Origin of the sequence: Bacillus siamensis (genome assembly GCF_051628075.1) — a bacterium.
In the GTDB taxonomy this organism is placed as follows: Bacteria; Bacillota; Bacilli; order Bacillales; family Bacillaceae; genus Bacillus; species Bacillus siamensis.
The window spans coordinates 2847458-2869239 of sequence record NZ_CP155579.1 but is presented as its reverse complement, the minus strand read 5'-3'; the positions used below and the strand labels follow the sequence as shown (position 1 = coordinate 2869239).

General features: G+C 45.8%; 22 protein-coding genes and 1 riboswitch. Of the genes, 16 read left to right on the top strand and 6 right to left on the bottom strand.

What is annotated here, in order from left to right; all coding sequences use genetic code 11:
- Positions 1-10: 10 nt before the first annotated feature.
- A complete protein-coding gene (locus ABDB98_RS14010) occupies positions 11-1015 on the bottom strand; it encodes an ABC transporter substrate-binding protein (protein ID WP_438420447.1) in 1005 nt (334 codons plus the stop codon).
- Between the two features lie 139 nt (positions 1016-1154).
- Here ABDB98_RS14010 and ABDB98_RS14005 point away from each other — a divergent pair, with 139 nt between their 5' ends.
- Positions 1155-1928: an alpha/beta hydrolase family protein gene (locus ABDB98_RS14005; RefSeq protein ID WP_438420446.1), complete on the top strand. Its 774-nt coding sequence runs from the start codon at positions 1155-1157 to the stop codon at positions 1926-1928.
- Between the two features lie 57 nt (positions 1929-1985).
- Positions 1986-2228, top strand: coding sequence for a DUF2584 domain-containing protein (locus ABDB98_RS14000; RefSeq protein ID WP_013353269.1), 243 nt, complete (start codon positions 1986-1988; stop codon positions 2226-2228).
- Positions 2229-2270: 42 nt separating this feature from the next.
- Here the strand turns inward: ABDB98_RS14000 and pckA are convergent, their stop codons facing one another.
- Entirely contained in the window at positions 2271-3854 is a 1584-nt protein-coding gene (gene pckA / locus ABDB98_RS13995) for a phosphoenolpyruvate carboxykinase (ATP) (protein ID WP_438420445.1), read from the bottom strand.
- A 197-nt stretch (positions 3855-4051) separates the two neighbouring features.
- A riboswitch (SAM riboswitch) is annotated at positions 4052-4190 on the top strand.
- A gap of 169 nt (positions 4191-4359) precedes the next feature.
- On the opposite strand from pckA, the gene metK reads away from it, so the two are divergent.
- The 3 genes from metK (at position 4360) to alaP (ending at position 9209) form a co-directional block, all read left to right on the top strand.
- Complete coding sequence (gene metK / locus ABDB98_RS13990; RefSeq protein ID WP_016938485.1) at positions 4360-5562, top strand: methionine adenosyltransferase; 1203 nt, start codon at positions 4360-4362, stop codon at positions 5560-5562.
- A gap of 143 nt (positions 5563-5705) precedes the next feature.
- On the top strand, positions 5706-7604 hold the full coding sequence (gene asnB / locus ABDB98_RS13985; protein WP_438420443.1) for an asparagine synthase (glutamine-hydrolyzing): 1899 nt from the start codon (positions 5706-5708) through the stop codon (positions 7602-7604).
- 201 nt (positions 7605-7805) lie between these two features.
- Positions 7806-9209 carry an alanine permease AlaP gene (gene alaP, locus ABDB98_RS13980; protein WP_438420442.1) on the top strand — a complete coding sequence of 468 codons (1404 nt, stop codon included), beginning with the start codon at positions 7806-7808 and terminating at the stop codon, positions 9207-9209.
- A gap of 175 nt (positions 9210-9384) precedes the next feature.
- Here alaP and ABDB98_RS13975 read toward each other — a convergent pair whose 3' ends face one another.
- Positions 9385-9900 carry a gamma carbonic anhydrase gene (locus tag ABDB98_RS13975; RefSeq protein WP_101605599.1) on the bottom strand — a complete coding sequence of 172 codons (516 nt, stop codon included), beginning with the start codon at positions 9898-9900 and terminating at the stop codon, positions 9385-9387.
- Positions 9901-9946: 46 nt separating this feature from the next.
- Here ABDB98_RS13975 and ABDB98_RS13970 point away from each other — a divergent pair, with 46 nt between their 5' ends.
- From ABDB98_RS13970 to ABDB98_RS13960, 3 genes are all read left to right on the top strand, one after another.
- Positions 9947-10726 (top strand): alpha/beta hydrolase, encoded by a 780-nt coding sequence (locus ABDB98_RS13970; RefSeq protein WP_438420441.1) that lies wholly within the window; start codon positions 9947-9949, stop codon positions 10724-10726.
- Between the two features lie 20 nt (positions 10727-10746).
- Complete coding sequence (locus tag ABDB98_RS13965) at positions 10747-11826, top strand: tetraprenyl-beta-curcumene synthase family protein (RefSeq protein WP_029575344.1); 1080 nt, start codon at positions 10747-10749, stop codon at positions 11824-11826.
- Between the two features lie 109 nt (positions 11827-11935).
- Entirely contained in the window at positions 11936-12742 is an 807-nt protein-coding gene (locus tag ABDB98_RS13960; protein WP_438420440.1) for a glycerophosphodiester phosphodiesterase family protein, read from the top strand.
- A gap of 19 nt (positions 12743-12761) precedes the next feature.
- On the opposite strand, the gene ABDB98_RS13955 is transcribed toward ABDB98_RS13960, so the two are convergent.
- From ABDB98_RS13955 to ABDB98_RS13945, 3 genes are all read right to left on the bottom strand, one after another.
- Complete coding sequence (locus ABDB98_RS13955) at positions 12762-12956, bottom strand: hypothetical protein (RefSeq protein ID WP_003152265.1); 195 nt, start codon at positions 12954-12956, stop codon at positions 12762-12764.
- A 127-nt stretch (positions 12957-13083) separates the two neighbouring features.
- On the bottom strand, positions 13084-13665 hold the full coding sequence (locus ABDB98_RS13950) for a tRNA (mnm(5)s(2)U34)-methyltransferase (protein WP_438420439.1): 582 nt from the start codon (positions 13663-13665) through the stop codon (positions 13084-13086).
- Positions 13662-14630: a TIGR01212 family radical SAM protein gene (locus ABDB98_RS13945; RefSeq protein WP_016938493.1), complete on the bottom strand. Its 969-nt coding sequence runs from the start codon at positions 14628-14630 to the stop codon at positions 13662-13664. Before ABDB98_RS13945 ends, ABDB98_RS13950 begins: the two co-directional genes overlap by 4 nt.
- 236 nt (positions 14631-14866) lie before the next feature.
- Here ABDB98_RS13945 and ABDB98_RS13940 point away from each other — a divergent pair, with 236 nt between their 5' ends.
- The 8 genes from ABDB98_RS13940 (at position 14867) to ABDB98_RS13905 (ending at position 21767) form a co-directional block, all read left to right on the top strand.
- The gene (locus ABDB98_RS13940; RefSeq protein ID WP_016938496.1) at positions 14867-15139 is read left to right on the top strand and encodes a YtzC family protein; all 273 of its coding nucleotides are present in this window, start codon (positions 14867-14869) and stop codon (positions 15137-15139) included.
- Positions 15140-15490: 351 nt separating this feature from the next.
- Positions 15491-15883 (top strand): GntR family transcriptional regulator, encoded by a 393-nt coding sequence (locus ABDB98_RS13935; RefSeq protein ID WP_016938498.1) that lies wholly within the window; start codon positions 15491-15493, stop codon positions 15881-15883.
- The gene (locus ABDB98_RS13930; RefSeq protein WP_438420438.1) at positions 15876-16754 is read left to right on the top strand and encodes an ABC transporter ATP-binding protein; all 879 of its coding nucleotides are present in this window, start codon (positions 15876-15878) and stop codon (positions 16752-16754) included. Before ABDB98_RS13935 ends, ABDB98_RS13930 begins: the two co-directional genes overlap by 8 nt.
- Complete coding sequence (locus tag ABDB98_RS13925) at positions 16748-17728, top strand: ABC transporter permease subunit (RefSeq protein WP_438420437.1); 981 nt, start codon at positions 16748-16750, stop codon at positions 17726-17728. Before ABDB98_RS13930 ends, ABDB98_RS13925 begins: the two co-directional genes overlap by 7 nt.
- A 15-nt stretch (positions 17729-17743) precedes the next feature.
- Positions 17744-18730 (top strand): ABC transporter permease subunit, encoded by a 987-nt coding sequence (locus tag ABDB98_RS13920; protein WP_438420436.1) that lies wholly within the window; start codon positions 17744-17746, stop codon positions 18728-18730.
- Positions 18731-18766: 36 nt separating this feature from the next.
- Positions 18767-19753, top strand: a complete 987-nt coding sequence (locus ABDB98_RS13915) for an ABC transporter permease (protein WP_438420435.1) — start codon at positions 18767-18769, stop codon at positions 19751-19753.
- A 15-nt stretch (positions 19754-19768) separates the two neighbouring features.
- Entirely contained in the window at positions 19769-20464 is a 696-nt protein-coding gene (locus ABDB98_RS13910; RefSeq protein WP_060964501.1) for an ABC transporter ATP-binding protein, read from the top strand.
- Positions 20454-21767 carry an ABC transporter permease gene (locus ABDB98_RS13905; protein ID WP_060964502.1) on the top strand — a complete coding sequence of 438 codons (1314 nt, stop codon included), beginning with the start codon at positions 20454-20456 and terminating at the stop codon, positions 21765-21767. Before ABDB98_RS13910 ends, ABDB98_RS13905 begins: the two co-directional genes overlap by 11 nt.
- Positions 21768-21782 lie beyond the last annotated feature (15 nt).

Here is a 21782-nt window from a genome sequence, read left to right as displayed (position 1 = left end):
CATGTTCCTCCTATTGTTCTGAGGTGGCTTTTTTGGCGATTTTTGTGTTGACGAGTTTGCTGTACGGAATATGTTTCGGGAGCTCTCCGGCTTCATCCATAATCGATTGGAGCTGTTCCCATTCATCCTCTTGCAGAACAGGGTCTGAAGAGAATGATTTTTGTTTTTTATAGCGTTCTATTGATGTTTCAATAATGGCCGGATCGGTATCGGCAAATTCCTTTTGAATCGTTTTTGCGATGTCTTTGGCCGGGTGGCTTTCCACCCATTGCTGGGCGCGGTAAATGGCGCGGGTGAATTTTTCCGCCGTTTTTTCATTGTTTTTTAAATAGCTTTCTTTTGCCATAAAAGTTGTGTAAGGCACTTGGCCGGAAGCTTCCCCGAAGGATGCGACGATATGGCCGATACCTTCTTTTTCAAATTGGGATGCCGTCGGTTCAAACAGCTGCACATAATCACCGGTGCCGGATGCAAATGCGTTGGAAATGTTGGCGAAATCAATGTTTTGAATCAGGTTGATGTCTTTTTTCGGCTGTATGTGATGTTTTTTCAGGACGTACTCACCGGCCATTTGAGGCATGCCGCCTTTTCGCTGGCCGAGAAATGTTTTTCCTTTTAAATCGTCCCACTTGAATGATGTCTCATCCTTCCGCGCCACGAGAAATGTGCCGTCTGTCTGCGTCAGCTGCGCGAAGTTGATGATAGGATCTTTAGCTCCTTGCGCTTCCACGTAAATGGATGTTTCAGAACCGACCAGCGCGATGTCAGAGCCGTTTGACAAAAGCGATGTCATCGTTTTGTCTCCGCCCCATGTTGTTTGAAGAGACACTTGAAGCCCTTCTTTTTTAAAGAAACCCTTCGCTTCAGCGACATACATAGGCGTATAGAAGATGGAGTGTGTGACTTCCGCCACCTTCACCTTCGTCAGACTTTCTTCCTGTCTGCAGGCCGGAAGAATGAGCAGGAAAAAGGCGCATATGACAAAGATGCAGCTCGTTTTGAGCCATTTGTTCACGTTGTAACCTCCTTGTATTAAGCGTTAAAATAACCTTTTTTGCTTTACATATCGTATGATGGGTATAAAAAATGTGTGAGTGCCCATATTCAGGTTGGGAAAGAATAAAAAAACTGATGATGAAGGAGGCTCATTTGCTTTGCTGGTTGAAAAGAGAAGGTTTCCGTCTCCGAGCCCGCATGTCCGGCTCTTTGCGGTGTGCTATGAGTCAGAAGGGCTGAAGGTAAAGGGGCTCCTTGCCGAGCCTGCGGCGCCGGGAACATACGACGGTTTTTTATATTTGCGCGGCGGCATAAAAAATGTCGGCATGGTCCGCCCGGGAAGAATCGTTCAGTTTGCTTCCCAAGGCTTTGTCGTGTTTGCACCTTATTACAGAGGCAATCAGGGCGGCGAGGGAAATGAAGATTTTGCGGGAGAGGACAGAGAGGACGCGTTTTCCGCTTTCCGCCTGCTTCGGGATCACCCGAACGTCAGGGAAGGCCGGGTTCATATTTTCGGGTTTTCCCGAGGCGGCATCATGGGGCTTTTGACTGCGATCGAGATGGGGCATCAGGCGGCTTCGCTCGTCTCTTGGGGCGGTGTGAGTGATATGGTGCTTACTTATGAAGAGCGGAAGGATATGCGGCGGATGATGAAGCGGGTGATCGGCGGCACGCCGAAAAAGGTGCCGGATGAATACAGATGGCGTTCGCCGTTTGAAAAAGCAGACCGTATTCAAGCGCCTGTGCTGCTCATCCACGGCGAGAATGACGAAAATGTTTCGATCGAACATGCCCGGATAATTGAGGACAGGCTGAAAGAGGCGGGAAAACCGGTGGAAACCTGGTATTACAGCGGTTTTACGCATTATTTTCCGCCGCAGGAAAACAGGCGCATTGTCCGGCGTCTGGCGGAATGGATGAAGACAAGGTAAGATAACGGATTTATGATATGATAATAAAGAAAAAGAGAATGAAAGGGGATTTTCATTTTGGGAATGCCTGTTGAATTTAATACAATGATTGTGACAAAAGGCAATGAAAAACGGATAGAGGAAAATATCTTTTTATTGGAAAAAGAGGGCTACCGCGTTTATCCTCTTGATATTCCGATGGACGTGCGCAAAACAAAAAACGGCGAGAAATCCGGAACCGGCGAAGTCCAAAAGCTCGAATGGGCGAACGGCCGGACGAGCATTACATACAGACTCACTTCGCTTCATTCGACTAACTGAAAAAACAAAAGCCGAGGGCAGCAGCGCCCTTGGCTTTTTTGATTAAACGAGAGGCCCGCCGGCTTTGGCGATCGAGTCTGCATGAGAAAACTTTTTAAAGTTTTCTTTAAACTCATTGGCTAAAAACAGCGCCTTTTCGTTGTATGCTTTTTTATCGCTCCATGTGTTTTCAGGCTGAAGAACCTCATCCGGAACGCCCGGAACGTGAACGGGACTGTGCAGGCCGAAAATGCTGTCAGCCGTCATATTTGTCTGATCAAGCGTGCCGTCAATTGCGGCTTTTACCATCGCTCTTGTATACGAAAGTTTCATCCGCTCTCCGACTCCGTACCCTCCGCCGGTCCAGCCTGTGTTGACCAGGAAGACTTGAGCGCCGTGCTCGTCGATTTTATGCCCGAGCATTTCGGCATAGACGTGAGCCGGAAGCGGCAGGAAAGGTGAACCGAAGCACGTGGAGAAAGTCGTTTGCGGAGATGTCACGCCGCGCTCGGTTCCCGCGAGTTTGCTGGTGTACCCGCTTAAGAAATGATACATCGCCTGTTCCTTCGTCAGTTTGCTGATCGGAGGGAGCACCCCGAACGCGTCCGCCGTTAAAAAGACGATCGCCTGCGGATGGCCGGCAATGCTCGGCTGCACGATATTGCCGATCATCTCAATCGGATACGCGGCTCTTGTGTTTTCCGTGTAGAAGGAATTGTCGTAATCCGCCTCACCCGTTTTTTCATCAAGCACAACATTCTCAAGAACAGACCCAAAGCGGATCGCACGAAAAATCTGCGGTTCTTTTTCTTCGCTCAGGTTGATACATTTAGCATAACATCCGCCTTCAATGTTAAACACGCCGGAGTCTGACCAGCCGTGCTCGTCATCGCCGATCAGTTTCCGGTCTTCATCGGCCGAAAGCGTCGTTTTCCCTGTGCCGGAAAGACCGAAGAACAAGGCGACATCACCTTTTTCACCGACGTTGGCTGAGCAGTGCATCGGCAGAATATCTTGCTGGGGAAGAAGGAAGTTCATAATGGAGAAAATTGATTTTTTCATTTCTCCGGCGTATTCGGTGCCGCCGATTAAAATGACGCGCTTTTCGAAAGATACAATGATAAATGTTTCCGAATGCGTGCCGTCCGTCTCCGGATCCGCTTTAAAATGCGGAGCTGAGAGAATGGTAAACGGCTGTGCTTTCGGGTCCCTTTCAGCCGTCTCCGGTCTGATAAACAGCTGGCGCGCGAACAGGTTGTGCCATGCAAATTCATTTACGACTGTAATCGGCAGTCTGTATTTTTCATCCGCGCCTGCGAATCCTTCAAAAACAAACAGTTCATCTCTCTGTTTTAAGTAGCTGACGACTTTGGCGTACAGCTTTTCAAACGCCTCTTCAGAAATGGGCTGGTTCACCGCGCCCCAATCAATTTGATTTTCTGTGCTTTTTTCACGAACGATAAATTTATCTTTAGGTGATCGCCCCGTATATGCACCGGTAGTGGCACGTACGGCGCCCGTAGATGTCAGTGTGCCTTCATTTCGGGTGATCACTTTTTCGGTAAGTTTTGGCGCCGATAAATTATGATGCACATTTGGACTTGCGAGTAATGCTTGAAGATCTGCAGTTAAATCAACTAATTTCATAAAACCCTTCCTTTGCCGGTTTATTTTTATTTCGCTGAATGTGGAATTAGTATAACACATATATAAAAATAGTCTATACTGTTTATTGTTTTTTGTTTGTGTTTTTCCATTGCTTCCTGAAATAAAGGCGCGTAATCGCTTTAATTCATATTGACACTTTCCGCCCTTTTACGATAAGATATTTCATTGAGCGGATACTCTTATCCCGAGCTGGCGGAGGGACAGGCCCGATGAAGCCCAGCAACCGGTTTCTCTGTAAAAAAGCAGGTGAATACACTGTGGGAAACCAAGGTGCTAACCTGATGCAAGGTTTAATATTTCCTTGAGCGATAAGAGTGAAAGGCACACAGACCAAACCCTTTCCTCGAGTGGAAAAGGTTTTTTTATTTCATAAAATATGCCAATTAACATTCTCTGATATAGTATGACATTGTATTAAGAGGGAGCGAGTTCCGTATCATATGAGAAGGTCTTTCAAAAGATCTTTTTTCAGGAGGAAAAGTGAATGAGTAAAAACCGTCGATTATTTACATCTGAATCTGTTACCGAGGGTCATCCGGATAAAATCTGTGACCAAATTTCTGACAGCATCTTAGATGAGATTTTAAAAAAAGACCCGAACGCGCGCGTAGCCTGTGAAACATCTGTAACGACAGGCCTTGTGCTGGTAAGCGGAGAGATTACAACATCAACATACGTTGACATTCCGAAAACAGTCCGTGAAACGATTAAAGAAATCGGCTACACACGGGCAAAATACGGATTTGATGCGGAGACTTGCGCTGTTTTAACATCAATTGATGAACAGTCTGCGGATATCGCGATGGGTGTCGATCAGGCTCTTGAAGCGCGTGAAGGCACAATGAGCGATGCTGAAATCGAAGCTATCGGAGCAGGTGACCAAGGCCTGATGTTCGGTTATGCGTGTAACGAAACGAAAGAGCTTATGCCGCTTCCGATCTCTTTGGCGCATAAATTGGCCCGCCGTTTGAGCGAAGTCCGCAAAGAAGACATTCTTCCGTACCTTCGCCCTGACGGAAAAACGCAAGTTACCGTTGAATATGATGAAAACAACAAGCCGGTCCGCATCGACGCGATCGTCATCTCAACTCAGCACCATCCGGAAATTACGCTTGAGCAGATTCAGCGCAATCTGAAAGAGCATGTCATTAACCCTGTCGTGCCTGAGGAACTGATTGATGACGAAACAAAATACTTCATCAACCCTACGGGACGTTTCGTAATCGGCGGTCCTCAAGGCGATGCGGGACTTACCGGCCGTAAAATCATCGTTGACACATACGGCGGATATGCACGCCACGGCGGCGGTGCATTCTCCGGTAAGGATGCGACGAAAGTAGACCGTTCAGCGGCTTACGCTGCGAGATACGTAGCGAAAAACATCGTGGCTGCAGGACTTGCTGATTCTTGTGAAGTGCAGCTTGCATACGCAATCGGCGTGGCACAGCCTGTATCTATTTCCATCAATACATTTGATACAGGAAAAGCTTCTGAAGAGAAACTGATCGAAGTCGTACGGAATAACTTCGACCTGAGACCTGCCGGCATTATTAAAATGCTTGATTTGCGCCGTCCGATCTATAAGCAGACTGCCGCTTACGGCCACTTCGGACGTCACGATGTGGATCTTCCTTGGGAGCGTACTGACAAGGCGGATGCGCTTCGCAAAGAAGCACTAGGAGAATAATTTTATAGCCGCTTATTTAAGCGGCTTTCCCTTTTTGCAGATGCTGCCATGCTTATTTTTTACATAGCGTGAAACCAATGGCGTAACAAAGCGTCTATAAAAAGGGGGTCCAATTAGAAAATTACACTTATGGAGGCTATACTATGTGTGGATTTGTCGGTGTTTTTAATAAGCATCCATTAACTCAAACCGCAGATCAAGAAGAGCTAATCAAACAAATGAACCAAATGATCGTTCACCGCGGTCCTGACAGCGATGGGTATTATCATGATGAGCACGTCGGATTCGGCTTCAGACGGCTCAGTATTATTGACGTAGAAAACGGCGGACAGCCTTTATCATATGAAGATGAGAAATATTGGATCATTTTTAACGGCGAAATCTATAACTACATTGAATTGAGAGAAGAGCTTGAAGCGAAAGGCTACACTTTCAATACAGATTCCGATACAGAGGTGCTCCTTGCGACATACCGTCATTATAAAGAAGAAGCCGCTTCAAAGCTTCGCGGAATGTTTGCGTTTTTAATCTGGAACAAAACTGACCGTGTCATGTACGGCGCGAGAGACCCGTTCGGCATTAAACCGCTGTATTACACAACCATCGGGGACAAAGTGTATTTTGCATCTGAAAGAAAAAGTTTAATGGCCGCTCAAAACGGTATTGATCTCGATAAAGCTTCTTTACAGCAATATATGTCTTTCCAATTCGTCCCTGAACCGGGCACGCTTGATGCTGAAGTGAAAAAAGTCGAGCCGGGCAGCCAGTTTACGATCCGCCCGGAAGGCGAAATCGCGTTTAAAACGTATTTCAAAGCGAACTTTAAGCCCGTTCAGTCCGATGAAGATAAATTGGTGAAAGAAGTCAGAGACGCAATCTTTGACTCTGTCAAAGTCCACATGAGAAGTGACGTTCCTGTCGGCTCGTTTCTATCCGGCGGCATCGACTCTTCTTTTATCGTCTCAGTTGCGAAAGAATTTCACCCGAACCTTAAAACATTTTCTGTCGGCTTTGAACAGCAGGGCTTCAGTGAGGTTGACGTAGCGAAGGAAACAGCTGCGGCGCTCGGGATTGAAAATATCAGCAAAGTCATTTCTCCTGAGGAGTATATGAACGAGCTTCCGAAAATCGTTTGGCACTTTGATGACCCGCTTGCAGATCCGGCGGCGATTCCTTTGTATTTTGTCGCGAAAGAAGCGAAAAAGCATGTAACGGTTGCGTTATCCGGGGAAGGCGCGGACGAGCTGTTCGGCGGGTACAATATTTACCGCGAACCGCTGTCGCTTAAACCGTTTGAACGCATTCCGTCCGGTCTGAAAAAAATGCTTCTTCATGTGGCGTCCGTCATGCCGGAAGGAATGAGAGGAAAAAGCCTCTTAGTCCGCGGCTGCACACCGCTTGAGGACCGTTATATCGGGAATGCGAAGATTTTTGAAGAGCCTGTGAAAAAACAGCTGCTCAAACATTACAACCCTGAGCTTTCATACCGTGATGTTACGAAGCCGTACTTTACGGAAAGCCGTTCATACAGCGACATTAATAAAATGCAGTATGTCGACATTCACACGTGGATGCGCGGCGACATCCTGTTAAAGGCTGACAAAATGACGATGGCCAATTCATTGGAGCTGCGCGTGCCGTTCCTTGATAAAGTCGTGTTTGACGTGGCTTCTAAAATTCCGGATGAACTGAAAACGAAAAACGGTACGACGAAATACCTTCTGCGTAAAGCCGCTGAAGGAGTTGTGCCTGATCATGTGCTGAACCGCAAAAAACTCGGTTTCCCTGTGCCGATCCGCCACTGGCTGAAAAATGAAATGAACGAATGGGTGCGCAACATCATTCGTGAAAGTGAAACAGACGCTTATATTGAAAAGGATTATGTCCTTCAGCTTCTGGAAGATCATTGCGCCGACAGAGCGGACAACAGCCGCAAAATTTGGACCGTGCTGATCTTCATGATCTGGCACAGCATCAATGTTGAAAAAAGACTGGTGCCGGAAGAGCTGAATCACCAGCCGAAAGAAGTCATTTTCGTTTAATCCAAAAGGCTTTCGATGTTATCGAAAGCCTTTTTTTCTATTGTTTTATGTAAACCATCTATTCCGCTATGTTTTCAGTAAAGTATTACGCAATATTCAGAAAAAGGTTATAATAGGACTAATCGGGCAGATGCCGGAAAGTGCTTTCTGGCTATTTCGTCTCGGTTTGTTACTTTTCTGTCAAAATCAGGGGGGAGAGTTATGCAAAACAAAGGAAAAACGCTTCACCGCGGTTTGGAAGAGAGGCATATCTCGCTTATGTCTTTGGGCGCCGCGATAGGGGTCGGACTGTTTCTCGGGTCAGCTTCTGCCATAAAGCTTGCAGGACCGGGGATTTTAGCCGCTTACGCCTGCAGCGGGCTGGTCATGTTTTTTATTATGCGGGCATTAGGGGAAATGGCGATTCAAAAGCCTGTTGCCGGCTCATTCAGCCGCTATGCAAGAGATTATCTCGGACCGCTGGCCGGTTTTTTAACAGGCTGGAATTATTGGTTTTTATGGGTCGTTACCTGTATGGCGGAAATCACCGCGGTCGGCATTTATATGGGCTACTGGTTCCCTGACGTGCCGTCATGGATCTGGGCGCTTTGTGCACTCGTCATTATGACAGCTGTCAACTTTCTGGCGGTCAAAGCGTATGGTGAACTTGAATTCTGGTTTGCGCTCATTAAAGTCTTGGCGATTCTGTCAATGATTGCGATCGGTCTGGTGATGATCGTATTCGGTCTCGGAAACGGAGGCGTCGCGCTTGGAATCAGCAATTTATGGAGCAACGGCGGCTTTTTCCCGAATGGGATTAAAGGGGTGCTGCTGTCGCTGCAAATGGTCATGTTTGCATATCTCGGAATTGAGCTGATCGGTGTCACAGCCGGTGAGGTCAAAAATCCGGAAAAATCATTGGCGCGGGCCATTGATACGGTTTTTTGGCGCATTCTCATTTTTTACGTCGGAGCTTTATTTGTCATTATGTCAATTTATCCGTGGCAGGAAATCGGTTCAGGCGGCAGTCCGTTTGTTTTGACATTTGAAAAAATCGGAATTCCCGCAGCAGCCGGAATCATTAATTTTGTCGTTTTGACGGCGGCTCTTTCTTCCTGCAACAGCGGGATCTTCAGCACGGGACGCATGCTGTTTAATCTCGCGGAGCAAAATGAAGCCCCGAAAGCCTACGGCACGGTCACAAAAGGCGGCGTGCCGGGAAAAGCGGTATTGGTTTCAGCGGGTGCGTTATGCATCGGCGTTCTGCTGAACTACGTGGTGCCGGCGAAAGTGTTTACGTGGGTGACAAGCATTGCGACGTTCGGAGCAATTTGGACATGGTCGATTATTTTGCTTTCCCAAATGAAATACCGTAAAAGTTTACAGCCGGAAGAACGGAAAAAACTGAAATATAAAATGCCTTTATACCCTTTTTCCTCATACATCTCACTGGCTTTTCTCGCATTTGTCGTTGTGCTGATGGCTTTTGATGCAGAAACCAGGGTGGCTGTCATCATCGGCCCCGTCTGGTTCGGCATTTTATTAGCAGCCTATTACGGGAAAGGCTTCCACAAAAGAAAACACATAAACCTGGAAAACGGACAGACATTCGCTGAAAAAGCGTAAAAAAAGAGCCCGCTGAAATGGGCTCTTTTTTCATAGGATCGGGTAAAAGGGGGAAGAATAAAACAAATTCCTGAACATTTTGCTACTGTTTCCTGACAATCAGCGGAACGCAAATGGTTATTACTTAAATAATATTTTGAAAAATGGTACAGTAGTAAAATGAAGCTGATCTTTTTTATTTCTCTTGCAGTGTTTTATAGTATCGGCCTTTTTCAACATATTCCGTTCTGATTCTTTCCATGTCCCGTATGTCTTCTTCTGTCAGCCGGCGGATGACCTTTGCGGGCCGGCCGAACGCAAGACAGCCGGGAGGAATGGTTTTGCCCGGAGGAACGAGACTTCCGGCGCCGATAAACGCGCCTTCTCCGATTTCCGCCCCGTCCAGAATGACGGAGCCCATACCGATTAAAGCATTCTTTCTGATGACTGCGCTGTGCAGTGTAACCTGATGGCCGATCGTGACGTCATCTTCAATAAGAAGCGGGCGGCCGGGACTTTGATGCAGACAGCTCAAGTCTTGTATGCTGACTCTTTTTCCGATCCTTGTCGGCGCAACATCCCCGCGGATGACGGCTGAGAACCAAATGCTTGATTGTTCTCCGATCACGACGTCACCCGTAATGACGGCGTTATCCGCGATAAACGCATCAGGATGTATATCCGGCGTAAATTGTTTATAAGGGTAGATTATCATGTCTCATCCTTCTTTCTTTAAATTTATGTAAGAGGTGAACTGCATGTGGACTTGGAAAGCAGACAGGCCCGTCGGTACCATTGTCATCATCCACGGGGCAAGTGAATATCACGGGCGTTATAAATGGCTCGTTGAAATGTGGAGATCTTCCGGATATAACGTGGTGATGGGCGATTTGCCGGGTCAGGGAACATCCACCCGCGCCAGAGGGCATATTCGCTCTTTCCAAGAATACATTGATGAAGTAGATATATGGATTGATCAAGCGAGAACGCTTGAAGCACCCGTTTTCCTTTTGGGCCACAGCATGGGCGGACTGATTGCGATAGAATGGTTTAAGCAGCAGAGAAATCCCCGCATTACGGCACTCATTTTATCATCACCTTGTCTCGGGCTGCAAATAAAAGTCAATAAAGTGCTTGATTTTGCGTCTAAAGGGCTGAATGTCCTCGCTCCGTCCATCAGAGTGGACTCCGGTTTATCACCTGATATGGCGACAAGGAATGCGGACATGATTGAAGCGGATCAAAACGATTCTTTATATGTCACGAAAGTATCTGTAAGATGGTACAGAGAGCTTATAAAAACGATTGATGCCGCTATGGTGCCGACCGATGCGTTTTTAAAGGTGCCGCTTTTGCTTATGCAGGGCGGTGATGACAAAATCGTCGATAAAATGAAAGTCCGCAAATGGTTTGCCGGTGTGGCTTCCCATAATAAGTCTTACCGGGAGTGGGAAGGGCTTTATCATGAAATTTTTAATGAACCGGAAAGAGAAGCTGTGTTTAAGGCGGCGAAAGCCTTTACAGATCAGTATATTTGAATTCGCTGGGGGTGCATATGTTGACAGTACCGGAACATCCTTTTAACCTTATGGCAAAAGTGTATCGGGAAATTTTTCCGCTCGTTCATCAGGAATTGAATATGTGGCGGGAAAAATCAGATTCCATTAAAAATACCGAGCTGCGGCAGCAGGCGGCCGCAAGTATCCGCGATAAATCGTTTCATTGTGAAGGCGGCGGCATTTTAGCTCTGCTGTCGGGAGAGCAAAAAGAGAAGTGCGTGCAATTTATCATTGCGTATCAGACGATCAGTGATTATCTGGACAATCTGTGCGACCGCAGCACATCGCTTGACCCGGAGGATTTCCGCATGCTTCACCTTTCCATGCGTGACGCGCTGACGGTCGGTGCAGAGGTGCAGCCGTACTATCAGTACAGAGAGGAGCAGGATGACGGCGGTTATCTTCATGAGCTGGTCAAAACATGCCAGCGGGTGCTTGGGTCAATAGAACACTACAGCCTTATTAAACCTTATCTGCTTGAACTGTGCGATTATTATTGCGATCTTCAGGTTCATAAGCATGTCGTAGAACATGAACGCGTTCCGAGGCTTAAAGCCTGGTTTGAGCAGTATCAGTCAAAGCTTCCGGAAATGGAATGGTTTGAGTTCTCGGCCTGCGCCGGTTCGACGTTAGGCATTTTCTGTCTCGTTGCTTACTCATTCCAGCCAGATTTTAACGAACATACCGCTGAGAAAATCCGCAGCAGTTATTTTCCGTACATACAAGGCCTGCACATTCTGCTCGATTATTTAATTGACCAGGAAGAGGATCTGCTTGAAGGCGATTTGAATTTCTGCACGTATTATCAGTCTCATGAAGAAATGATGCAGAGACTGAAGCATTTTATTGAAAAAGCGGATGAACATCTGCACGGCATTCCGCATGAAAACTTCCACCGGCTGATTAACAGGGGGCTGCTCGGCGTCTATTTATCCGATGACAAAGTCGCCAGCCAAAAAGAAATGGGCCGCCTCGCGCGAAAGCTGATCAGAGCAAGCGGAAAAACGTCATTTTTCTTTTATATCAACGGAAGAGCCTACCGCAAATTTCAAAAGATGGCTTGGACGAAAAGTTCATAATGGGTGAACTGCGCCTTTCGTGTGTGTATATCATGAAGGTGCGGTTTTTTTATTCTTATGTGAAGAATGAAACATTGTTTGCGCAGGCATAATATGATATTTTAATTTTATGAAAAAATTAAAATATTTAGTCATCATAGGATTAATTTCCATGACGGGCGGCTGCTCCGTCATACATGCTTCCGCCGGCTATCATCCCGTATTAATAGCGCATAGGGGCTCTTCTGCGATTGAACCGGAACATACTGCTTTATCCTATGCACGTGCCATTAAAGACAAAGCAGACTATATTGAGATAGACTTAAGGGAGACAAAGGACGGCCATCTGATTGCAATTCATGATAAAACGGTCGATCGGACAACTGATGGTAAAGGATTGACAGAGGATCTGTCTTTGGCTGAGATCAAAAAACTGAATGCCGGAAAAGGAGAAAAGATTTTAACGATTGAAGAAATCATAGAGAAATTCGGACAAACTGCCAATTACTATATTGAGACAAGAGAAAGCAACGGCAGCCTGGTGATGGAAAAGAAGCTGATTGACATATTACAAAAATATAAGCTGATTTCCAGTCATAAAGCGGTCATTGAATCCTTTAGCGAGAAGAGCTTAAAGAAAGTTCGATCTATGAATAAAAACGTCCCTCTTGTTCGGTTATTAAAAGATAAAGAGGCTGAGAACATAAATGATAAGCAGCTGCAAGCCATCAGAACATATGCTGATACAGTCGGCCTTAATGCTAAATTAACAAATGAAGCCGCCGTAAAACGTATCCACCACAATAAGATGAAGGTTCACGTCTTTTTTGATAAGGAAGATGAGCGGGCTCTGACGCCGATTATGCTGAAACAAAAAGTAGATGGGGTATTTACAAACAATCCCGCGTATACACGTAACGTGCTGCAAAAGCAGTAAATAAAAAGAAACATGCGATTTACGCTGTCTCTTTTTTTAATGGCTTCTTTTTTGCCGCAAGGTGCATTGCAAATTTGCCGATCAGCCCGATGACGAAAAATGCGGCAAACCACCAATAGTAGGTTTTCGCGAATTCAAATCCTAAATGTCTTGATAAGATGATGACGAACATGACATAGGGAACACTGGAAAATATGATGCGAAGAATATTCAAACTGCTGCTCCTCCCGGATGTTGCATTTAAACATGTACTTTTTTCCATTATTCATGGTAAGGGACTTTCGAAAAAATGTAAACACCATTCACAAAAAGAATCGGCCCTCTTATGACAGGCCGATTCTTTATTTGGCGGCAGATTTCTTTTCAATCGCTATAATAAACGGCGGATCGTTTCGCTGATTGAGAAAGCCGTAGCTCAGCACGCGGGCTTTTTCCTGATCAAGATTGCTGCAGTACTCCAGTAATGCACTTTTTTCCGTCTTGCCTTCAGGATGCCCGTGGTAGACAACGAGAACGATCAGCCCGTTTTCCTTCAGCAGCTCAAGGAGCTGTTCGATGGCAGAAATGGTTGAGCGGCCGTTTGTCGTAATGCTTTTATCGCCGCCGGGCAGATAGCCGAGATTAAACACCGCACAAGCCACATGCCCGTGCGCTTCCTTGGGCAGAGAGGCCTTGATTTGATCATGGCTCTTATGGTGAAGCGTGACGCGCGGGCTGAAGGCGGCACCGAGCCGCTCCTTCGTTTTGGCGAGTGCGTCCGCTTGAATATCAAAGGCATGAACATGTCCTGTCTCACCGACAAGGCCTGCCAGAAAATATGTATCATGTCCGTTGCCCATCGTCGCGTCGACCGTGATATCTCCTTCTTGAGCGGCTGACTTCAGCAATTCTTTACTGAAAGGGAGGATATGCATCAAGGTCATAGGGCAGTCTCCTCCCCGATTTTCCTGAAAAGCTTTCCTTGATAGCTTCCGCGTGCTTCCAGCTCTTTTTGAATGGCGCCCAGTACTTCCCACTTGTTGACGCTCCACATTGGTCCGACCATTAATTCGATCGGCCCGTCTCCCGTAATGCGGTGAACGATCATTTCCGGGGGAATGATTTCGAGCTGATCACATACAAGCTGGACATATTCTTCCTGAGAAAGAAATTCGAGCTTTCCTTTTTCATACTGCTTCACCATCGGTGTGCCTTTTAATAAATGAAGCAGGTGAATTTTGATGCCTTGAACATCCAAATCGGCAACCGCTTTGGCCGTTTCCATCATCATGTCCCTGTTTTCGAGCGGAAGCCCGTTAATGATATGGGAACAAACGCGGATGCCGTGTTTTCTCAGCTTATTGACGCCCTCAACATAGCAGTCAAAATCATGGGCGCGGTTGATCAGAAGGGCGGTCCGCTCATGTACGGTCTGCAGCCCGAGCTCAACCCACAAATATGTCCGCTCATTCAGTTCGGCTAAATATTCCACGACATCATCGGGCAGGCAGTCCGGACGGGTTGCGATAGACATGCCGACAACGCCGTCAAGCTTGAGTACGGATTCAAATTTCTCACGCAGCTCCTCTACCGGAGCATGCGTATTCGTGAAAGCTTGAAAATATGCGATATATTTGCCGTCTTTCCACTTTTCGTGCATGCGGTTTTTGATATCGTGAAATTGCGTGATTAAGTCATCGGCCCGGTTGCCGGCAAAATCGCCGGAGCCCGCAGCGCTGCAGAACGTGCAGCCGCCGTGTGCAACCGTGCCGTCCCGATTCGGACAGTCAAAACCGCCGTCAAGCGCGACTTTAAACACTTTATGTCCGAAATGCTCCCGCAGATGATAATTTAATGTATGGTACCGTTTTTCCGTATTTGAATAAGGAAAAGGGTTATTCTCGTTCAATGTTCAAAAAGCCTCCCTCACATCAGATGCATCCTAAAATTGTAGCATGAATGATGGGGGTTCACAATGTGAAAACAGATGCGGCTTTCTTTTGCTTATTATGACTGCAGACAGAATTCTCATTCCTTTAGCTGATATACGGAAAATTTGGTTCACTTTCCTGCAACCTTCGGGTGTTATTCATTTTTCATCCGCTCAAACTAAATTTGATTTCCATTCACTGAGGAGGGGTTTCGTTGGCAACAAGACAATCAGTAGATGAACATCTCCAAAGAAGCGAACAGGCGTATGAATTTGCGAATGAGCAATTTATAACCGCTTCAAAACAAGAGCATTATAATGATAATGAGTACAGTGAAGCGCAAATGATGCTTGAAAACGCGGTGAATGAATTAAACAAGCTGTCATTATCTGCGAATGATCAGCAGAGAGAACAGCTTTACCGAATGAGGCTGCAGCTGCAGACTTTGCAAAACAATATGATTTTGCAGCGTAATTTCGATTACTGACTGCGCTGTCTCAGATGGTGCAAAAAAACCCTGCCGGAATCCCGGCAGGTTTTTTTGTATTTCTTTTCAAAAAAGAATTGACAATAAGGCGGAGTGTGTTTATTGTATTATGTGTACTACTTGACGTAATACACTACAAACACTCAAAAAAATAAAAACGACATATAAATGCTGAGCAAAGGAAAGGAGAGCTTTCATGAAAAACAAAAGATCCGTAAAACAAGATGTGCCTCTTATTATCGCCGCTTCGGTTTTGGCCAGCAGTCTGTTTGTCATTCTTGTCGTCATCGGTTTTCAGTGGCAGAACATTTAAAGAAATCGAGCAGCTCGTAAAAGAAAGAAGGGAAGTAAATGATTCAAATCGACCCGAGAAGCTCAACTCCGATTTATGAGCAAATCATACAGCAATTGAAAGAGCTTTGTTTGAAAGGGATCATGAAGCCGGGGGATAAACTTCCTTCTGTCAGAGAATTGGCAACGATCATTATCGCCAATCCGAATACCGTCAGCAAAGCGTACAAGGAGCTTGAACGCGATGGCGTCATTGAAACGCTGCGGGGAAGAGGAACGTATATATCGGAGAATGCAAAAAAGACATTGGTTGAAGGGAAGATGACGATGATAAAAGAGCAATTGAAACAGCTCATCATCGATGCCCATTACGCGGGAGTTGAGCTGGAGAAGCTGCAGGAATGGATAAAGGAAATCAGCGCTGATGTGAAAGGAGGCACGGATCATGATTGAATTGCGTAATCTCTCAAAAACAATTGACGGTAAAGAAGTGCTCAAAGATATTTCACTTACTATCGGAAAAGGAGAAATTTTCGGGCTGCTAGGCCGAAACGGATCAGGGAAAACAACGCTGCTCCGGCTCATTCAGCAGATTCTCCTGCCGGATCAAGGAACGGTTTTATTTAATCAGGTGGAAATAAAGCGGCACCCAAAAGTAAAACAGAATATCATTTATATGCCTGTTGAAAATCCTTTTTATGACAAATATACATATAAACAGCTTGTTGCGATTGTAAGCAGAATCTATCCGAATTTTGATGTGACTTACGCCAATGAGCTGATGAACAGGTACAATATTCCGGAAACGAAGAAATACCGTGAACTATCAACAGGGCTGAAAAAACAGCTCGCGCTCGTCCTTGCCTTTGCTTCACGGCCGGCACTGATTCTTTTGGATGAACCGACGGACGGCATTGACGCCGTAACACGTCATGACGTGCTTCAGCTTATGGTGGACGAAGTCGCTGAACGGGAAACGAGCATCCTGATTACCTCACATCGTTTAGAAGATATTGAGCGAATGTGCAACCGGATCGGATTTTTGGAAGGCAACCAGCTGACGAATGTGATGGATTTGGATGATATGAAGGAAGAATACATGAAAATCCAAATGGCGTTTGAAGAGGATGTCAACTTGATGATCAGAGAACAAAACATACCGATTCTCGACCATGCCGGTGTATTTTATACAGTGCTGATTCCGAAAAACGATGAGAAGAAAAAGAAATTTCTGCAAGAGCTGCGGCCGAAAGTATGGAACGAACTTCCTGTGAATTTAGAAGAAGTCTTCATCGCGAAGTTTGGGGGGAACCGGAGATGGTAGACAGAGGATTGCTGTACAGAGAATGGATGCAGAATCGAACTGTTCTCGTGATGGTCGGCATTTTTTTAGCGGCAGTTAATCCGTTTGAAGTATTAAATACCTATCTGGTCTACCAAGGCTGTCTGGATACCCACGGAGCATATTGTAAGTTTTATGTGAATTCTTTGGATAGCAGAATGCTGAGCTTGAACTGGGCGCCCGCTGTGATTTTGGCAGTTTGCTTATTCGGACTGGAGCGTACGAAAGGAACGATTGATGCGCTGTTCAGTCTGCCTTATTCCCGCGCTCAGGTGTTTCACACCAAATTTTGGCTCGGAGCGGCGGTCATTGCCGGATTCCAAGTCATCGGCTACGGGCTGGCTGAGCTGCTCATTCTTCTGTTAAAGCCTGAGCGCGTATATTTCTTCCATCATTACAGCGTCGGTGAGATCATTGTGAGTATTTTGGCTTTTGCATTGGTCGCGAGTGCAGGCTGCTTAACGGGCAATACGTTCGCCCAGCTGTTAACGGCGTTTACTGTGTCGATAGCGCCTTACCTGATTATTTCGTTGCCGCTGACAAATGCGGAAGTCATCTTCGGGGTCGGCATGCATGAGCTGATGCCGTCAGTCAATGCTTACCTAAACGATTCGTTTCAATATCTGATTCCGATCATGTATGTTAATACGGATTGGGTATCTGCCAGCAAGTATATATTACTCATCCCGGCATTGATGAGCATTGTATTTTATGCCATTGGGTACTTTTGCTATGTCAGACAGCCGGCGGAACGGAACGGCCGTTTTTTCCTCTGGAGACAGCTTGACCGCCCCGTTCAGATTGTAGTGATCATTATCGCCGTTCTCGGTTTTGGTCTGTCTGGGTATTCGACGGGCCATACAATGACAGGATATGTAGTCGGGATGCTTGTCGGAGGAGCGGTTGGGTTTTTGGTCAGTTATTTTGTAATTTATAAAAAAACGAAGCATGTGTAAGAAAGGAGAACCGGAATGATACCGCGGGGACTATTGTACACGGAATGGAAGAAAAATCAGTGGCTGTTTTTGTTGAGCGGTATTTTTTTAATAGCGGCAAACCCTTTTATGGTTTATAACAACTACTCAACATATCAAGGATGTTTGAATAACCAAGTACTTCAAGATTGTGAATTTACGTTGAGTTATACGAATGGGTCGCTTCTTTCTTTCAGCTGGGTTGTGAGTGTCATCGTTGCTGCCTGCTTATTGGGTTTGGAACGGACCAAAGGAACGATGGATGCACTGTTAAGCATGCCTTACAGCAGAAGTCAAATTTACCAGACTAAATTCTGGCTTGGCACGGCAGTCATTGTTGTTCCTCAGGCGATAGGCTACGGAGCGGCGTCATTGCTCATATCTTTGCTGAAACCGAGCCATACGAACGATTTTGATCATGTTTCAATCGGAGTGATTGTGATCAGTTTTATGGCTTTCGCCCTGTTAATGGCAGCCGGCGCATTAACGGGACATATATTCGCCCAGCTGTTAACGGCGTTTACAGTAACGGTTCTGCCCTTTTTACTCATCGGTCTGCCGGCCGCGAATCTGGAGGTTGTTTTCGATATTAGTGTGGGAAATCAATTCTCTTTCATCAGCAGCTATATCGAATCTCGTCTTTTTGTATTTATAACTCCTATTGGATATGTGTTTAACGACTGGATCAGAGAAAGAGATTTAGTCTTAATAATTCCGGCAGTGATGAGCCTCGTCTTTTATCTGATCGGTTATGTCAGCTTTCTGAAACATCCGAATGAACGGAACGGCAGATTCTTTCTTTGGAGAAAATTGGACCGCCCGGTGCAGATTTTGGTGATTGTGTTTGCCGTTATGGGGTTTGGATTATTCGGATATGGAGTCACAAACACGATGTTCGGCTATTTAGCCGGCATGTTCTTCGGCGCGGTTATCGGGTTTTTTATCACTTATTTTACGGTTTACAGGAAAACAAAGCATATGTAGATTCGTTTGCAAATGAGAAGTTTGGGGGAAGGCAAGGTGCCGATTAACGGTTTGCTTTATAAAGAATGGAAGCAGCGGCAGACGCTGCTGCTGCTTACAGCGGGGTTCTTATCTATATTAGGCCCTTTGGCAATTATAAATGAGTATTTTCACTATAAAGATTGTTTGGGTGCGCTTCATCAATATTCAGGTTCAGTTTGTACATTCAGCATGAATTACAGCAATCAGAATTTGATTGGGCTGCACTTCATTCCTCCGGTTATATTGGGGCTTTTTCTGACAAGAGCGGGACGGGCTGAAAACATGTTCACATTGAGTCTGCCGTATTCGAGAAGCCGGATATTCCATACTAAGTTTTTGTTGGGAGCATCCGTGTTAGCCGGCTCGCAGCTTGTTTCTTACGGATTATCTGACATATTGTTTCTTGCGCTTAAACCTGACGCTGTAGATCATTTTCACTCATTCAGCGCCGGGATGCTGGTCATCAGCTTGATGATTTATGCATTAGTGACAGCCGCCGGCACGATAACAGGCAATTTAGCAGCACAGCTGATCACAGCGTTCATGGTCTCCGTTTTTCCGATCGTTGTCTTGATCATTTACCTGTTAAATGCTGAGTTCCTTTTTGGCAGCCAGTCTGTGCAGAATATTGATTTTCCTTGGAGCGGATTTCTGATCTATTTCATGCCTGCCGCTTACATCCATACACCATGGATGTATTACACGAAACATGCCTTGCTTATATCTGCCTTAATGGGATTTTGTTTCTATCTTTTCGGCTATGTGAATTTCCTGAAAATGCCGAGTGAGCGAAGCGGACATTTTATCTTAAACAAACATACAGAACGCATGATCCAAGGGCTGGTCATGGCGCTTAGTATGCTGGGAAGTGCGGGTGTATGCGGATATGCTTATAACGGTAACGGTTCATATACCGGTTACATATTCGGCATGCTGATCGGCGCGGTGATCGGGTTTTTCATCAGTTATTACTTCATCTATAAAAAAACGAAACAAATATAAAGGGGAGTGGTGTACGTGATAGAGGTACAGCATATCGATCATTCATTTAAAATCGGCAGGAAAGGCAGAGAGAGTCAGGTTCCGGTGCTGAAAGACGTCTCTTTGACGGTTGAAAAAGGGGAAATCGCCTGTATCGTCGGGCGAAGCGGTTCCGGAAAATCGACGCTTCTGAATTTAATTTCCGGCTACATAGCGCCGACGAAGGGGCGTATCGTCATTAACGGCACTGATGTGACGGGCTTCAGTGAAAAGGAGTGGGCTCAGTTCCGCCTCGGGCATTTCGGCTTTATTTTTCAAAGCTTCCAGCTCATTCCGAGTCTGACAACCTATGAAAATGTTGAAATGCCGCTTGCCCTAAAAGGAGTTAAACCGTCTGAACGGAAGCAGAAAGTCGCGGACATGCTGAAACGGGTCGGGCTTGAGAATCATGCGAATCATTATCCGAATGAGCTGTCAGGCGGCCAGCAGCAGCGTGTCAGCATCGCAAGAGCGCTGATTTTAAATCCGTCGATCATTTTAGCAGATGAGCCGACGGGAAGCCTTGATTCGGAAACGGAGCTTGAGGTGCTTGCATTAATTCAGCAGTTGAACCGGGAGCGCGGGATTACTTTTGTCATCATCACGCATGACGATGAAGTCGCTTCGATTGCGCACTCAAAATTCCAGCTGCATGACGGCGTATTAAAAGGGGGCGTTACTGTTGAGATTTAAGGATCAGGTTCACTTTATCAGAAGAAATATGAAGAAAAACCGCCTGCGTGTTTTCATGACTGTGCTTGCAACAACGATGGCATGTGCATTTTTGGTTGTGCTGGCCTCCGTCGGATTCGGCATACAAAAAACGATAACAGACATAACTATGAGCCAGCAGATCGTAACGGAAATAAGAGTGCTCGGCCAAGAGAACGGAAAAGCCGTGAAGAAATCAGACTTGGAAAAATATAAGAATGTCAAGTCTGTCGTTGAAAGAACCGAAGTATATGAACCGAATAAAGCGTCATTGGATAACAGGACAAACGAAGGTTCAACGGTCGTGTTAACGAACATGAAAGATGAAGTAAAAGCCAATATGGAGCTTGATCAGGGAAGAGTAGCCAAATCAGAAAATGAAATTGTGGTCGGTTATGATTTCGCGAAAAACCTATGGACGAAAAAAGAAGCTGAGGCTTACAACAAGGACTTAAAGGATCATCAAGACGATGTCTCGGATGTGAAAAAGCCAAAAGGCTATACGAAGGATCTGCTGAATAAAACCATACAGCTGAGCATTTCTAAAACGAACAATGATAGCGGAAAAACGGAAGGAACCAAAACATACGACTTTAAAATTGTCGGGATTACAAAAAAACCGTCCCAAGATTGGATGGAGGACACAAATATTTTTATCAGTGATCAATTCAAAAAGGATTTTTCGAAATTCTTAGATTTTAAAGGCGGAAATGCTGAAAAAAGCATAAAAGTCTACGCTGACAAATTTGACAATGTTGAACAGTTAACAAATGATTTGAGTGATGACGGTTATCAAGTCATGTCCGTCACAACCGAGCTGCAAGGCGTCAACACGTTTTTCCTCGTCTTTAAAATCGGTCTGATCTTTGTCGGCTTTATCGCCGTCGTCATTTCTGCCATCGGTATTTTCAATACGATGACGATGGCGGTTACGGAAAGAACGCAGGAAATCGGGATTATGAAAGCGATCGGCGCAAGCCCGTCCATCATCCGCAGAATGTTCCTGATGGAAAGCGCCTATATCGGGATACTAGGTTCTGTCATTGGTATTATCATTTCTTACGGAGTGAGTTTTGCCGTCAATCTGGCTGTGCCGGTTATCTTGAAAGCGGTAGGGGGAAATACCGGAGCTGAAGATCTTCATTATACCTTCTCTTATATTCCGCTCAGCCTCGTGGTGATCGCAGTGGTCATTTGTGCGGGGGTCGCGGTGATCTCCGGTATGAATCCGGCACGGAAAGCGACAAAAACCAACGTTCTGACCGCATTAAGAAGAGAATTGTAAAGAGAAAAAACCGGC